At 69.7% G+C, this 15,040-nt stretch carries 10 protein-coding genes and 1 pseudogene; all 11 read left to right on the forward strand.

Annotated features, from left to right (window positions below; translation table 11 throughout):
* Positions 1-1,169: 1,169 nt before the first annotated feature.
* Complete coding sequence (ngcE, locus tag AB0G74_RS21050) at positions 1,170-2,609, forward strand: N-acetylglucosamine/diacetylchitobiose ABC transporter substrate-binding protein (RefSeq protein WP_361148404.1); 1,440 nt, start codon at positions 1,170-1,172, stop codon at positions 2,607-2,609.
* A gap of 97 nt (positions 2,610-2,706) precedes the next feature.
* A complete protein-coding gene (locus AB0G74_RS21055) occupies positions 2,707-3,633 on the forward strand; it encodes a sugar ABC transporter permease (protein ID WP_358826857.1) in 927 nt (308 codons plus the stop codon).
* Position 3,634: 1 nt separating this feature from the next.
* Entirely contained in the window at positions 3,635-4,570 is a 936-nt protein-coding gene (locus AB0G74_RS21060; protein ID WP_361148406.1) for a carbohydrate ABC transporter permease, read from the forward strand.
* Positions 4,571-4,788: 218 nt separating this feature from the next.
* Entirely contained in the window at positions 4,789-5,973 is a 1,185-nt protein-coding gene (locus AB0G74_RS21065; RefSeq protein ID WP_361148408.1) for an ROK family transcriptional regulator, read from the forward strand.
* Positions 5,974-6,105: 132 nt separating this feature from the next.
* Positions 6,106-7,230, forward strand: a complete 1,125-nt coding sequence (locus AB0G74_RS21070) for a substrate-binding domain-containing protein (protein ID WP_361148410.1) — start codon at positions 6,106-6,108, stop codon at positions 7,228-7,230.
* A gap of 169 nt (positions 7,231-7,399) precedes the next feature.
* On the forward strand, positions 7,400-8,179 hold the full coding sequence (locus AB0G74_RS21075) for an ATP-binding cassette domain-containing protein (protein WP_361148412.1): 780 nt from the start codon (positions 7,400-7,402) through the stop codon (positions 8,177-8,179).
* Positions 8,180-8,250: 71 nt separating this feature from the next.
* Positions 8,251-9,525: a sugar ABC transporter permease gene (locus tag AB0G74_RS21080; RefSeq protein WP_361148427.1), complete on the forward strand. Its 1,275-nt coding sequence runs from the start codon at positions 8,251-8,253 to the stop codon at positions 9,523-9,525.
* A gap of 425 nt (positions 9,526-9,950) precedes the next feature.
* Complete coding sequence (dxs, locus tag AB0G74_RS21085; protein ID WP_361148415.1) at positions 9,951-11,879, forward strand: 1-deoxy-D-xylulose-5-phosphate synthase; 1,929 nt, start codon at positions 9,951-9,953, stop codon at positions 11,877-11,879.
* A 148-nt stretch (positions 11,880-12,027) separates the two neighbouring features.
* Positions 12,028-13,563 carry an amino acid permease gene (locus AB0G74_RS21090; protein ID WP_361148417.1) on the forward strand — a complete coding sequence of 512 codons (1,536 nt, stop codon included), beginning with the start codon at positions 12,028-12,030 and terminating at the stop codon, positions 13,561-13,563.
* A gap of 147 nt (positions 13,564-13,710) precedes the next feature.
* Positions 13,711-14,391, forward strand: coding sequence for a DJ-1/PfpI family protein (locus AB0G74_RS21095; protein ID WP_361148419.1), 681 nt, complete (start codon positions 13,711-13,713; stop codon positions 14,389-14,391).
* A 220-nt stretch (positions 14,392-14,611) separates the two neighbouring features.
* A pseudogene (locus AB0G74_RS21100) lies at positions 14,612-14,941 on the forward strand (hypothetical protein); the annotation flags it as partial.
* Positions 14,942-15,040 lie beyond the last annotated feature (99 nt).

Raw genomic sequence — 15,040 nt, forward strand, 5'->3', positions numbered from 1 at the left:
GGGTGAATTCCCGGGGGGTGCGGCCCTTCGCCGTGCCCGCGGAGGAGGCCGGGGGGCGGGGAAGGGGGTGCCCGGGGCCGGGCTGAGGGGTGTCCGGGGCGCTACGACAGCCGGGACCCGGGAGCCCGGTTCCGACGCCCGTACGCCCGGACGCAGGGGGCCGGTACGGCGGGCCCGAGGGGTCCGTACGGCCGGGCCCGCGGGGGGCGGAGGAGTCGGAAGCGGGCGTCCGGCGGCGGCGCCGGGGCCGGGCCCGGGGTGCCGGAGCGGGGTCTACGCGACCGGGAACCTGGGGCGCTCCGAGCCGGGCCGGGGGTACGTTCCGCCCCGGGAAAACCATCGAAATCCGACCGGTCGCACAGCTTTTTCCAGCCACTTTCGCACCGATGCGGATCGGCCGCATTCTCCCGCGCCCCGCCCGAATCGCGGCATTCGTCGCCCGGGTGAACCCCGCTGATCCCGGCCGAAGTCCGGTGCTCCGATCTTCGGCGGTGCCCGAATTCCCCCGCCGAATGCGCTCTTGGGATCCGATGGGCAGTTCTTTCCGTCCGCCCCGGCTTTCCCGCTATTGCTCCGCTCCGGCGGCGGCCCGTCCCGAGTGCGGAAGTGCTGTCGATCATGGCGATCAGGATGTTGGCAACGTTGTCCGAATCCCCGGAGCAACCCCATCGGGAGGCGGGCGCCCGGCCCTGTCAAGAGCGCCGGTGCGATGTCGGCGCGCAATAGCGGCGCGATGTGCTTGGAATCAGCCATTCCGCTGAGAACGATCTGGTCATACCCGCCTTCGCATGTCAGGCGGGTGTCAGCGGGACGTCCCATGTCCGGGGCGGGGGAGATATCCGTACGGTCTCAACTAGGGAAAGACTGACAGTGAACCTTGCTCTTGATCTTGCTCCCCCTGAGGGAAGTGGACTATACCTGTCGGCGTCCGAGCGGGTGTCCGACGACACCGTCCGGGCCAGGGGGAACGGGCGGGTGGGCCGCCGTGTGCCGTAAACGCGATGACCACCGCCGGGGCTCCCGAAGAAAGGTGCACCACCCAAGCTTTACTGAGTTTCCTGCGGGAAATCACAGCAATTCACCGCGGTGTGCGGAGCCCTGCGCCGGGAGGCGTGACGGACGGGCGACTTGTTCACCGCCTGAGTCCTGATGAAGGCGAGGACTTGAGCATGGGATCCACCTCCGTCCACGAGAACGGCGGTCTCGGCCGTCGGAAGCTGATGAAGCGCTCCGCGGCGCTGGGCCTGATGACCGTACCCGCAGTGGGCTTTCTGTCCTCCTGTGCCAGCGGCGACGGCGACAAGAAGGAAGCCGAGAAGGGCACGAAGTCCGAGAAGAACCCCCTGGCGGTCAATGAGACGGCCGAACTCGACTTCGTGCTCTTCAATGGCGGCTTCGGCGACCAGTACGCCCGGGACGCCGTCAAGGTCTACGAGAAGAACTTCCCCAAGGCGAAGGTGAAGTTCCACGCCACCCAGGCGATCCAGACCGAGCTGCAGCCGCGCTTCAACGGCGGCACCCCGCCGGACCTGATCGACAACTCCGGCAAGGAACAGATGGACATGGGCGTCCTGGTCGCCCAGAAGCAGCTGCACGACCTCACCGAGCTGCTCGACGCCCCCTCCTACGACGACCCCAAGAAGAAGGTCCGCGACACCCTGCGGCCGGGCATCGTCGAGATGGGCCAGTTCGAGGGCTCCCCGGTCTGGATGCTCTACTACGCCTACACCGTCTACGGCGTCTGGTACTCGCAGAAGCTTCTCAACTCGCTCGACGCCGAGTACCCGGAGACCTGGGACCAGATGCTGGCGGTCTGCGAGAAGGCGAAGAAGAAGGGCATCGCCGGCTGGACCTACGCCGGTGTCCACCCGTACTACATCCCCTTCACGCTCTACCCGATGATCGCCAAGCGCGGCGGCCCGGACGTCATCAAGGCGATCGACAACCTGGAGCCGAACGCCTGGAAGCACCCCGCGGTCAAGGACTGCTTCGAGCGGTACTACGAGCTGAAGAAGAAGGGGTACGTCCTCGACGGCACCCCCGGTCTCGACCACATCCAGTCGCAGACCAAGTGGACCGAGGGCAAGGCGCTGTTCATCCCCAACGGCTCCTGGGTGGAGAACGAGGCGGCGAACACCATGCCGAAGGACTTCGACCTGGCCGTCAGTGCCCCCACCGGCATCGACTCCAGCGACAAGATGCCCTTCGGTACCCTCTGGGCCTCCGGCGGCGAGCCGTTCATCGTCCCCTCCAAGGCGAAGAACAAGGCCGGCGGCATGGAGCAGCTCCGGATCATGCTCGGTGCCGACTCGTCGCGGAACTTCACCAAGGCCGTGAAGTCGCTGAGCGCGTTCGACGGCGGTACCGACGGTATCGAGCTGACCCCGGGCATGAAGTCCGTCGTCGCCGCCCTCGAGAAGGCCGGTACGAATGTGGTCAACCCGCGGCTCGGAGACTGGTACGCGGCGCTTCAGAAGGAGAAGATCGGTGCGGCTCTCGGTGAGCTGATGGCGGGCCGGATCACCCCGGCCGAGGCCATCAAGAAGGCTCAGAAGGTCGCCGACGAGACCGCCAAGGACGACTCCATCAAGAAGTTCAAGCGCCAGTGAACCCTGTCGGGGCCCCGTCCGGCCGACCGGGGACGGGGCCCCGGCCTCCACACGGCACCAGCGGTGCTTTCCGAGGGAAGATCGGGGTCGGTAGGAAATGCAGCACGGTAAGTACCGTTTCATCGCGGGGTTCCTGGTAGTCCCCCTGGCGCTCTACGCGCTCTTCGTCATCTGGCCGTTCATCCAGTCGATCTACTATTCGTTCACGAACTGGACGGGACTCAGTCCCGAATTCTCGATGGTCGGCTTCGACAACTACACCAGGATGTTCGAGGACGACGTCTTCTGGAAGTCGCTCCAGCACAGCCTGACCTTCGCCGTGGCGCTGCCACTGGTGACGATCGGCCTGGCACTGTTCTTCGCCTTTATGATCAATGTCGGCGGGCGGCGGCGCAAGGGTGCGGCGGTCACCGGAGTCCGGGGTTCGGGCTTCTACAAGATCGTGTACTTCTTCCCGCAGGTCCTTTCGATCGCGATCGTGGCCCTGCTCTTCAAGTTCGCGTACAACCCGGCCGACGGGGCCATCAACACCGCGTTGAAGACCTTCGGCATCGGTGCCCAGCCGCAGTGGCTGGGGGACCCCGATCTGGCGCTGATCTGTGTGATGGTCGTCCTCGTCTGGTCGACCGTGGGATTCTTCGTGGTCCTCTTCTCGGCGGGCATGGCCTCCATCCCCCGGGACTTCTACGAGGCGGCCCTGCTCGACGGCGCGAGCCGGTTCACCACCTTCTTCAAGATCACCCTGCCGCTGCTCTGGGACACCGTGCAGTCCGGGTGGATCTATATGGGCATCCTCGCGCTCGGCGCCGAGTCCTTCGCGGTGGTCCAGATCATGACGGTCGGCCCCAGCGGCGGCGGACCCGACTACTCGACCATCGTCATGCCGCTGTACGTGTACCAGAAGGCATTCCGCGACGGCCAGGCCGCCTACGCGACGACCATCGGTGTCGCCCTCCTCTTCGTCACCCTGCTCTTCGCGGCCGCGGTGATGCGACTGGGTCGGCGCGAGCGGCTGGAGTACTGAGATGAAGACGACTGACACCACGGCCGAGGGCGTGGCCGGTGACGGCCCCGAGCTGACGAAGACGACCGACGTACCGAAGCCGGCGGCCCCCGTCCGCCGGACGGAGAAGTCCGAGGGCGGCGTCCTCAATGTCTTCTCCCACGGTGTGCTGGTCATCTGGGCGATCCTGGTGGTGCTGCCGCTGCTCTGGGCGGTGATGTCCTCCTTCAAGACGGACAAGGCGATCTTCACCACGCCGTGGTCGCTGCCGGACAGCCTCCAGTTCGACAACTGGTCCCGGGCCTGGAACGAGGCCCGGATGAGCGACTACTTCCTCAACACCATTCTGGTGGTGGGCGGTTCGCTGATCGGGACGCTGCTGCTGGGATCGATGGCGGCCTATGTCCTGGCCCGGTTCGACTTCCCCGGCAACCGGTTCATCTACTTCCTCTTCATCGGAGGAATGAGCTTCCCGGTGATCCTGGCGCTGGTGCCGCTGTTCTACGTCCTTCAGAACATGTCCATGCTGAACACCCTGCACGGACTGATCCTGGTGTACATCGCCTACTCGCTCCCGTTCACCGTGTTCTTCCTGACGGCGTTCTTCCGAACGCTGCCGACCTCGGTGGCGGAGGCGGCGTTCATGGACGGGGCCTCGCACACCCGGACGTTCTTCCAGGTCATGCTGCCGATGGCGAAGCCCGGACTGATCAGTGTCGGGATCTTCAATTTCCTCGGACAGTGGAATCAGTATCTGCTGCCCACGGTGCTCAACACCGATCCGGACCGGAAGGTGCTCTCCCAGGGGCTGGTCCAGCTCGCGGTCAGCCAGGGATACAAGGGTGACTACTCCGGTCTCTTCGCCGGGCTGGTGATGGCGATGCTGCCGGTACTCGCCGCGTACATCATCTTCCAGCGGCAGGTGGTGGCCGGTCTGACCGCCGGCGCCCTGAAGTAGCCCGTACGGAAGGACCGCAGCGCCTCCCGAGGCGCCCCCGGCCCGACGCCCCCGGCTGATTTCCCGCCGGGGGCGTCGATGCGTGCCGCCCGCAGCCTTGCCCGCCGCCCCGGGTGGCGCCCCGGGACCGGTCCGGACCTCCGCCCCTTGACGCGATTCCCCCGCCCGGGTCAGCTTGGAGTTCACAAGTTGTACGCATTCGGCGGGAGTGGTGGGTCGTGGAGACTCCGGGTTCGCAGACGTCCCTGCACCGGGCCAACCTGGAGCGGGTCGTCCGGGCCGTACGGATGGCGGGCTCGCTCACCCAGGCCGAGATCGCCCGGAGCACCGGACTCTCCGCCGCCACCGTCTCCAATATCGTCCGCGAGCTGAAGGAGAGCGGCACCGTCGAGGTCACCCCCACCTCGGCGGGCGGCCGGCGGGCCCGGTCGATCTCCCTCAGCGCCGCCGCCGGGGTCGTCGTCGGAGTCGACTTCGGCCATACCCATCTCCGGGTCGCCGTCGCCGACCTCGCCCACCAGGTGCTCGCCGAGGACTCCGAGCCGCTCGATGTGGACTCGTCGGCCGACGGCGGCTTCGACCGGGCCGAACGGATGGTCACCCGGCTGATCGCCGCCACCGGGACCGCCCCGGAAAAGGTCCTCGGCGTCGGACTGGGCGTACCGGGACCCATCGACGGCGAGTCCGGGATGATCGGCCCCACCTCGATGCTGCCGGGCTGGGTCGGCTCCAACCCGGGCAAGGAGATGTCGGACCGGCTCGGCGTCCCGGTCCATGTGGACAACGACGCCAATCTGGGGGCCCTGGGCGAACTGATCTGGGGCGCCGCCCGGGGCGTCGCCGACCTCGCCTACATCAAGGTCGCGGGCGGTGTCGGCGCCGGACTGGTGATGGGCGGCCGGATCTACCGGGGCCCCGGCGGCACCGCGGGCGAGATCGGCCATCTCACCCTCGACGAATCCGGTCCGGTCTGCCGCTGCGGCAACCGGGGCTGTCTGGAGACCTTCGCCGCCGTACGGTACGTACTGCCGCTGCTCCACCCCGTCCACGGCCCCGGGCTGACCATGGACCGGGTGGTACGGCTCGCCCGGAGCGGGGACCCCGGTTGTGCCCGGGTGATCGCCGACACCGGGCGGCATCTGGCCGTCGGGGTGGGAGCGCTCTGCAATCTGCTCAACCCCCGGGTGGTGGTGGTCGGCGGGGAGATCGCCGAGGCGGGCGAGGTGCTGCTGGCCCCGCTCCGTACGGCGCTGACCAGGTACGCGATCCCCAGCGCCGCCCAGCGGCTGACCGTGGTCAAGGGCGCGCTGGGCGCGCGGGCCGAGGTGCTGGGCGCGGTGGCCCTGGTGCTGAGCGAGATGGGGGACTCGGCCCTGGTCGGCCGAACCGCCCCCGGAGTGTGAGAAGCATTCACTTAGAGAACGGATGGCACCGTTGTCATCTCGTTAATGATTTACTCCTTGACCCCGCAGATCCGGCCGAGTTGACTGCCTGTCACCTCGGCCGCGATGACGCGGCCGCGTCAGGAGGTAACGATGAACGCTCGGCTGAGTCGTGTCGTGTCCACCGCCTTATCCGCCGCCGCGGCCCTGGCCCTGACCGCCTGCGGCAGCGCCAAGGAGTCCGGGGACGAGGAGAGCGACCGGGCCACCGGGACCAGGGCCGCCAAGGGCGACGACATCGCGGTCGGTCTGCTTCTCCCGGAGAACCAGACCGCCCGCTACGAGAAGTTCGACAAACCTCTGATCGAGAAGCGGATCAGTGAGCTGACCAACGGCCGGGGCGAGGTCGTCTACGCCAACGCCAAGCAGGACGCGAGCCTGCAGAGCCAGCAGATCGACACCATGATCACCAACAAGGTCGACGTCCTGGTGCTCGACGCGGTGGACTCCAGGGCCGTCGCGGGCGGGGTCCGCAAGGCGAAGGAGGCCGGGATCCCGGTGGTCGCCTACGACCGGCTGGCCGAGGGCCCGATCGACGCCTACACCTCCTTCGACAACGAGGAGGTCGGCCGGGTCCAGGCCGAGGCGCTGCTCGCCGCCCTCGGCGACCGGGCGAAATCGGGCCGGATCGTGATGATGAACGGCTCCGTCACCGATCCCAACGCCGCCCTCTACAAGAAGGGCTCCCACGCCGTACTCGACGGCAAGGTGAACATCGGCCGGGAGTACGACACCAAGGAGTGGAAGCCCGAGAACGCCAACTCCAATATGGAGAGCGCGATCACGGCCCTCGGCAAGGACGAGATCATCGGTGTCTACTCGGCCAACGACGGCATGGCGGGCGGCATCATCACCGCCCTGAAGGCCGCCGGTTTCGAGAAGCTGCCACCGGTCACCGGACAGGACGCCGAACTCGCCGCCGTCCAGCGGATCGTCGCCGGTGAGCAGTACCAGAGCGTCTACAAGCCCTACGCGGGCGAGGCGAACGCCGCCGCCGAGATGGCCGTCGCTCTGGCCCGGGGCCGTGACCTGGGGACCGTCGCCAAGGACTCGGTCGACAGCCCCACCACCCGGGGCGTCCCCGCGGCCCTGGTGGAGGTGACATCCCTGACCAGGGAGAACGTCCGGGAGACCGTCGTCAAGGACGGTATCTACACCATCGCCGAGATCTGTACCGACAAGTATCGCGCCGCCTGCGACGCGCTCGGCCTGAAGTAGCCCGGCCCCCGGCCCCCGCGGAGGGCCCCGGCCTCCCCGGCCCCGGCCTCCCGGTGCCCCCGCGCCGGGCCGCCGGATCCACCGCACCCGTACTCGTACCGCGGCCCCGCCCCGCTCGGACGGGCCCGGTGCGCACCCCGCCGGTCAGGCGGCGAAGGAGTTGGTCGATATGTCCGCTGTGCCGGTACTGGCGTTACGCCGGGTCTCGAAGCGCTTCGGGGCCGTCCGGGCCCTGACGGAGGTGGACCTCGAAGTCCACGCGGGCGAGGTGGTCGCCCTCGTCGGCGACAACGGAGCCGGGAAGTCGACCCTGGTCAAGATGATCGCCGGAGTCCACCCGGCGGACGGCGGGACCGTCGAATGGCGGGGCGCCCCGGTCCGGATCGGCGATCCGCACGACGCCCAGGAGCTGGGCATCGCCACCGTCTACCAGGACCTGGCGCTCTGCGACAATCTCGATGTCGTCGGCAATCTCTTCCTCGGCCGGGAGCTGAGACGCTCCGGCGTACTGGACGAGATCGAGATGGAACGCCGCTCCCACGAGCTGCTGACCACCCTCTCCATCCGGATTCCGAGTGTCCGGATCCCCGTCGCGTCGCTCTCCGGCGGCCAGCGCCAGACCGTGGCCATCGCCCGGTCCCTGCTGGGCGAACCCCGGCTGCTGATCCTGGACGAGCCCACCGCCGCCCTGGGCGTCGAGCAGACCGCCCAGGTACTCGATCTGGTGGAACGGCTCCGGACCCGCGGTCTGGCGATCCTGCTGATCAGCCACAACCTGGCGGACGTCCAGGCGGTCGCCGACCGGGTCGCCGTGCTCCGGCTGGGCCGCAACAACGGGACCTTCACCATCGGCGACGCCACCCGGGAGGACATCGTCGCCGCGATCACCGGCGCCGCCGAGAACGCGGTGACCCGGCGGGCCGCCCGTACCGAAGGGGTGATCCGATGACCGCGGCGCCGACACCCCCGCCGGGCGGTACGGTCCCGGCCGGGGCCGCCGTACGGAAGGTGTTCCCGGCCATGCGCGGCGGCCGGCCGCCCTCGGCCGGCGCCCCGGCCACCGCCCCGGACGAGACCTCCGCCGTCGACCCCCGGCTGCTCGTCCGTGAGCGGGGGTTCGCCGGATACGCCGCCGGGTTCCGGCGCCGGATGCGCTCCGGCGAGCTGGGCTCCGTACCGGTCGTGGCCGGTCTGATCGTGATCTGTACGACCTTCCAGATCCTGAACCCGGCGTTCATGTCGGCGCAGAACGTCTCCCATATCTCCGTCGACATCGCGGGCACCGGGCTGATCGCGGTCGGGGTGGTCTTCGTCCTGCTGCTGGGCGAGATCGATCTCTCCGTGGGCTCGGTGAGCGGGCTCGCGGGCGCGGCCTTCGGCGTACTGAACATCACCCACGGCGTCCCGGAATGGCTCGCCCTCGTCCTGGCCGTGCTGTCCGGCACGGTGGCGGGGGTGGTCCACGGCTTCTTCTTCGCCCGGATCGGGGTACCCGCGTTCGTGGTGACCATGGCCGGCCTGCTGGCCTGGAACGGGCTGATGCTCCAGATCCTGGGCGCCAACGGCACCATCAACCTGGACGACAGCGGACTGATCGCCGGGCTCACCACCCACTACTTCTCCGATATCGCCGCCGCCTACGGTCTGGCGACCCTCGCCGTCGCCGGATACGGCGCCGCCGCCCTGCTGGGCGCCCGCGGCCGGGCGGCGGCCGGGGTGCCGTCCCGGCCGCCGGGCGAGCTGCTGCTGCGGACGGCGCTGCTGGCGGCCGTCTGCTATCCGGTCGCGTACCTGCTCAACCAGTACAAGGGCCTGCCGCTCGCCCTGGTGATCCTTCTGACGGTGGTGGCCGGGACCGACTTCGTGCTCCGGCGGACCGTCTTCGGGCGGCGGGTGTTCGCCCTCGGCGGCGGGATCGAGGCGTCCCGGCGGGCCGGGATCGATGTGTCCGCCGTCCGGATCGCGGTCTTCGCGATCGCCGGGACCCTGGCCGCGTCCGGCGGGCTGATGCTCGCCTCCAAGATCAACGCGGCGAATCAGGGCGCGGGCTCCGGCGATCTGCTGATGTCCTCCATCGCCGCCGCCGTGATCGGCGGTACCAGCCTCTTCGGCGGCCGGGGCCGGACCTGGTCCGCCCTGCTCGGGGTGCTGGTGATCGTCTCCATACAGAAGGGGCTCCAGCTGGAGAGCATCGCCGAACCCGTGAAGTACATGATCACCGGCGGGGTGCTGCTGGCCGCGGTGGTGATCGACTCCGTCTCCCGCCGTACCCAGAAGGCGGCGGGCCGCGCCTGACGCGCGGGGCCGGTGGGCCGTCCGGGCTCCTGGGCCCGGTGGGCCGTACGGCATGACGCGCGGGCCGGGCGACGCGCGCGGGGCCGGGCACCGTACCGTACGGAACGTGACACTCCGGACCACCCGGGCCGCCGCTCTCCGGCGGACGGGCCCGCCGCCCCCGCCCCGGCGGCCCGGCCCCGGCCCGTCGTGCCCGGCCGGCCCGGGCCCGCCACGCCCGGGCGGCGCTGAGACGTGCCTCACACCATCCGGTGAACGGCCCGGTGGCACCGTTCACCCACAGGGGCGTTCAGTTGTTCGTGCGGTGACAGCCCGCCCCTTCGGTCGCGCCGCACCGCCCAAACACTAGACTCGGTCAGATCACCGGCTCGACGGCGACGACACGACCAGCTCATACGCCCAGCTCAACACGCAAGGAGGCACGGGTGACGCTGCTTACCCGTATCAGGGGACCGCGCGATCTGGACACGCTCAGCCCGGAGCAGCTGGTTCAGCTGGCCGCGGAGATCCGGACCTTCCTCGTGGACGCGGTCGCCAAGACCGGCGGCCACCTCGGACCCAACCTGGGTGTGGTCGAGCTGACCATCGCCCTGCACCGGGTCTTCGACTCCCCGAAGGACCGGATCCTCTGGGACACCGGCCACCAGAGCTATGTGCACAAGCTGCTCACCGGCCGCCAGGACTTCTCCCGGCTGAAGATGAAGGGCGGCCTCTCCGGCTACCCCTCCCAGGCCGAGTCCGACCACGACGTCATCGAGAACTCGCACGCCTCCACCGTCCTCGGCTGGGCCGACGGCCTCGCCAAGGCGAACGAGGTGCTGAAGAAGGACGACCACGTGGTGGCCGTCATCGGCGACGGCGCCCTCACCGGCGGCATGGCCTGGGAGGCGCTGAACAACATCGCCGCCGCCAAGGACCGCCCCCTGGTGATCGTGGTCAACGACAACGAGCGCTCCTACGCCCCGACCATCGGCGGCCTCGCCAACCATCTGGCGACCCTGCGCACCACCGACGGCTACGAGCGGTTCCTCGCCCGCGGCAAGGACATCCTCGGCCGCACCCCCGTCGTCGGGAAGCCGCTCTACGAGACGCTGCACGGCGCCAAGAAGGGCCTCAAGGACTTCATCGCCCCGCAGGGCATGTTCGAGGACCTCGGCCTGAAGTACGTCGGCCCCATCGACGGGCACGACATCGAGGCCCTGGAGTCCGCCCTGGCCCGCGCCAAGCGGTTCAACGGCCCGGTGATCATCCACTGCCTGACCGAGAAGGGCCGCGGCTACCAGCCCGCCCTCCAGGACGAGGCCGACCGCTTCCACGCCGTCGGCAAGATCCACCCCGACACCGGTCTGCCCATCGCCTCCTCCGGCCTCGACTGGACCTCCGTCTTCGGCGAGGAAATGGTCAAGCTGGGCGAGGAGCGGCCCGATGTGGTGGCGATCACCGCCGCCATGCTCCAGCCCGTCGGCCTGGAGAAGTTCGCCAAGGCGTTCCCCGACCGGGTCTACGACGTCGGCATCGCCGAGCAGCACGGCGCGGCCTCCGCCGCCGGACTCGCCACCGGCGGGGTGCACCCCGTCTTCGCGGTCTACGCGACCTTCCTCAACCGCGCCTTCGACCAGGTCCTGATGGATGTCGCCCTGCACCGCTGCGGGGTCACCTTCGTCCTCGACCGGGCCGGGATCACCGGCACCGACGGCCCCTCCCACAACGGGATGTGGGACATGTCGATCCTCCAGGTCGTCCCCGGGCTGCGGATCGCCGCCCCGCGCGACGCCGACCAGGTCCGGGCCCAGCTGCGGGAGGCCGTCAGCGTCGACGACGCGCCCACCGTGGTGCGCTTCTCCAAGGGCGCGGTGGGCCCCGCCGTCAAGGCCGTCGGCCGGATCGGCGGGATGGACGTCCTGCGCGAGCCCGGTACCGACACCCCGGACGTGCTGCTGGTCTCCGTCGGCGCGCTCGCCCCGATGTGTCTGGAGATCGCCGCCCTCCTCGACCGGCAGGGCATCTCCACGACGGTGATCGACCCCCGCTGGGTCAAGCCCGTCGACGAGGCGATCGTGCCGCTGGCCGACCGCCACCGGGTCGTGGTCACCGTCGAGGACGGCGTCCGTACCGGCGGGGTGGGCGCCTCCGTCGCCCAGGCCCTGCGGGACGCCCAGGTCGACGTACCGCTGCGGGACTTCGGTATCCCGCCGCGGTTCCTCGACCATGCCTCGCGGGCCGAGCTGCTCACCGAGATCGGTCTGACGGCGCCGGACATCGCCCGGCAGGTCACCGGTCTCGTCGCCCGGCTCGACGGCACGGTCGACGCGGCTACGGAAGAGGCCGGGGCGGTCGAACCCGTCCGGGACTGATCTCCGGAACCGATCCGCGAAGGGCCGGGCAGGAACACCCCTGACGGGTGGTCCTACCGGCCCATTCGCGTGAAACCCAGCCGTACCGGACCCCGGTGGACCACGGGTCGTCCCGATCATGTCGGGACGACAGATCTGGAGGTCCACGGTGAGTACTCAGACCGGCCCCGCGCCCAGGGCGGGCGCGTTCCGTACGAAGACCGTCGAGCAGTCCATCCGGGACACCGAGGAGCCGGAACACGCGCTCAGGAAGTCCCTCTCCGCGCTCGATCTCACGGTCTTCGGCGTCGGGGTCATCATCGGTACCGGCATCTTCGTGCTGACCGGGGCCGTCGCCAAGGAGAACGCGGGCCCCGCCACCGCCCTCGCCTTTGTCGCCGCCGGGATCGTCTGCGCGCTGGCCGCCCTCTGCTACGCCGAGTTCGCGTCCACCGTGCCGGTCGCCGGATCCGCCTACACCTTCGCCTACGCGTCCCTCGGCGAACTCCCCGCCTGGATCATCGGCTGGGACCTCGTCCTCGAATTCGCCCTCGGCACGGCGGTGGTCGCCGTCGGCTGGTCCGGCTATCTGCGGTCCCTGATGGACAACATCGGCTGGCAGCTCCCCGACGCCCTCTCCGGGACCAATGACGTCACCGGCTTCGGCTTCGACCTGCTGGCGTTTCTGCTGGTCCTGGCGCTGACGGTGGTCCTGGTCCTGGGCATGAAGCTCTCCGCCCGGGTCACCGGACTGATCGTGGCGATCAAACTCGCGGTGGTACTGATCGTGATCGTCGCCGGATCGTTCTTCGTCAAGGCGTCCAACTACGACCCCTTCATCCCCCCGGCCGAACCGCAGACCGGCGGCTCCGGACTCCAGGAACCCCTGGTCCAGCTGCTGTTCGGCTACGCCCCCACCAACTTCGGTGTGATGGGCATCTTCACCGCCGCGTCCATCGTCTTCTTCGCCTTCATCGGCTTCGACGTGGTCGCCACCGCCGCCGAGGAGACCCGGCTGCCGCAGCGCGACATGCCCCGCGGCATCCTGGGCTCCCTGCTCATCTGTACCGTGCTCTACGTCGCCGTGTCCCTGGTCGTCACCGGGATGCAGCACTACTCGGAGCTGTCCGTCGACGCCCCGCTCGCCGACGCCTTCAAGTCCACCGGCCACCCCTGGTACGCGGGCGTCATCAGCTTCGGCGCCGTCATCGGACTGATGTCGGTCTGTCTGATCCTGCTGCTGGGCCAGACCCGGGTGTTCTTCGCGATGAGCCGGGACGGGCTGCTGCCCCGCTTCTTCTCCCGTACCCACCCCACCTTCCGCACCCCCTACCGCGCCACCGTCCTCCTCGGCGTCGCCATCGCGATCATCGCGGGCTTCACCAACATCCAGGAGCTGGCGGTCCTGGTGAACATCGGCACCCTCTTCGCCTTCGTGGTGGTCGCCCTGGGCGTACTGATCCTCCGCCGCACCCGCCCCGACCTGCCCCGCGCCTTCCGCACCCCGCTGGTGCCCTGGCTGCCGATCGCCTCGGTCGCCGCGTCCCTCTGGCTGATGCTCAATCTGCCCACCGAGACCTGGATCAGGTTCGGCGGCTGGATGGCGCTCGGCGTGATCGTCTACTACCTCTACGGCCGCCGCCACAGCCGGCTCGGCAAGCAGGACGAGGCCGGGGCCGGACAGCCGGGGGCCGGGGGCGAGTGACCTCGTGGACTCCGTACGGCGAGAACGATCCGGCTGGCCGGAATCCAGTGGAGGGGGGCACTTTTGCCACTGCTCGGGACGGTGGCGGGCGCCGTAGTTTTGCGGCGTTCGCCTTCCCGTGCGGGCAATGACAAGGAGTGGTGCGGCATGTTGGCACAGGTGGTTCTCTTCGACGGCTTCGATCCCCTGGACGCTCTGGGCCCCTATGAGGTGCTCTTCGCGGGCGGGCTGTTCACCGATGGTGATCTCACGGTGGAAGTGGTGACGGCGGAGGGTCCCCGGGACGTACCTAGTGGCACACCACCGCTGACGGTACGGGCGTACGGGCGGCTGTCGCCCGAGCGCGCGGATCTGATCGTCGTTCCGGGGGCGGCCGGGCGGATCGACGCTCCCGACGACTCCGACCTCGCGCGGCGCGTGGACAGCATCGCCCGTCATGTGGAGCGGGCGCTGGGGACCGAACTGCCCGGGCTGCTGAAGGAGGCCGTCGAGCGGCCGGACACCACGGTCGCCACGGTGTGCGCGGGCTCGCTGATGCTGGCCGCGACGGGTCTCATCAAGGGGCGTCACGCGACGACCCACCACACCTGGAACCGGGACGATCTGAAGCTGCTGGAGGCCGAAGGGGTCCGGGCGGTGGACGCCAGGGTCGTGGACGACGGTGATCTGGTTACCGCCTCGGGCCTCGTGTCCGGTATCGATCTCGGTATTCATCTGCTGGAGCGGAGCTACGGCCCCCGGGTGGCCCGGGCGGCGGAGAAGCTGCTGGGGCACGAACGCCAGGGGCTTGTCTGGCGGGCCGAGGGCCGGGTGCCCAGCACGATCTGACCGCGTGCGAACACCACGGCGGCGGGCCTCCGGGGGAACCCGCCGCCGGTCCCCTCCCGTACCGGACGAGACCGGTACCCGCCCGAGGACGCGCCGGCCCCCGCCGGGAACACGCCCGGCCCCGATGAACTCCGCCCCGGCTCCCCGGGCCGCGGCCGGTGGCGTCCGAACGTACGGGGCGCCCTTCGGGCCGCCCCTCGCCGAACCGGAGTACTTCCCCGTGACCGATTTCTTTCTCTCGCTGCACGTCCTGGCCGCGATATGCGCCGTCGGCCCCGTCACCGTCGCCGCGAGCATGTTCCCCGAGGCATTGCGCCGGGTGCGGGCCGCCCCCCGTGCACCGGGGCCCCTGGCGACCCTGCGGACGCTGCACCGGATCTGCCGGGTGTACGCGGCTGTCGGTATCGCGGTGCCCGTCTTCGGATTCGCCACCGGGCAGAGCCTCGGTGTCCTGGGCAGCGGCTGGCTCATTACCTCGATCCTGCTCACCGGCTGCGCCGCCGTCCTCCTCGCCGGGGTGCTGCTGCCACGTCAGGAGGAGGCCCTGGAGGCGGCGAGGACCGGCCCAGGTCGACCTTGCAGTCGCCGCTCGAAGAGTTGACGGCCTTCAGTCGGAAGCCGGGCTTCTCGCCGAGCGGATAGGTCAGTT

The sequence above is a fragment of the Streptomyces sp. NPDC020875 genome, from assembly GCF_040641415.1.
In the GTDB taxonomy this organism is placed as follows: Bacteria; Actinomycetota; Actinomycetes; order Streptomycetales; family Streptomycetaceae; genus Streptomyces.